The organism is Enterobacter sp. IF2SW-B1, from assembly GCF_001743375.1.
GTDB classification, from domain to species: Bacteria; Pseudomonadota; Gammaproteobacteria; order Enterobacterales; family Enterobacteriaceae; genus Enterobacter; species Enterobacter bugandensis.
On sequence record NZ_MJAA01000377.1, the window covers coordinates 1 to 360 of the forward strand.

Consider the following 360-nt stretch of genomic DNA (forward strand, 5'->3'; position numbering starts at 1 on the left):
GCTCAGCCCTTCTTTCAGCAGATCGCTGGTGACGTAAAACGGCAGCGTGGTACTCACCTGGCGCCCCAGCGCATCGGTGGTGACCAGCCCCGCATCCCCGGCGCCGTTTAAGTTGGGCCGGGTGGGGAGGGTGGTGAAGGTGGGGCGTTTTGGCGTGGTGTATACGTGGTACAGCCAGAGGCTGATCCGCGGAGATGTCCTCGGGCAAATCTCCTGGGGCTACTAGTACAGCACCAGCGAGTTCAGCCTCGCCACCCCGCTTACCCGCCGCGAGCGCGGCTTTGGTAACCTGGCCCTGTATGACCAGCCGACGGTGTACGACGAAAATGACCGCCCCATCGCCAGCTTTAGCCGCAATAC

At 63.1% G+C, this 360-nt stretch carries 1 pseudogene; it reads left to right on the forward strand.

What is annotated here, in order from left to right:
- Positions 1–112: 112 nt before the first annotated feature.
- Positions 113–360: pseudogene (locus A6013_RS27715) on the forward strand (fimbrial biogenesis outer membrane usher protein); the annotation flags it as partial.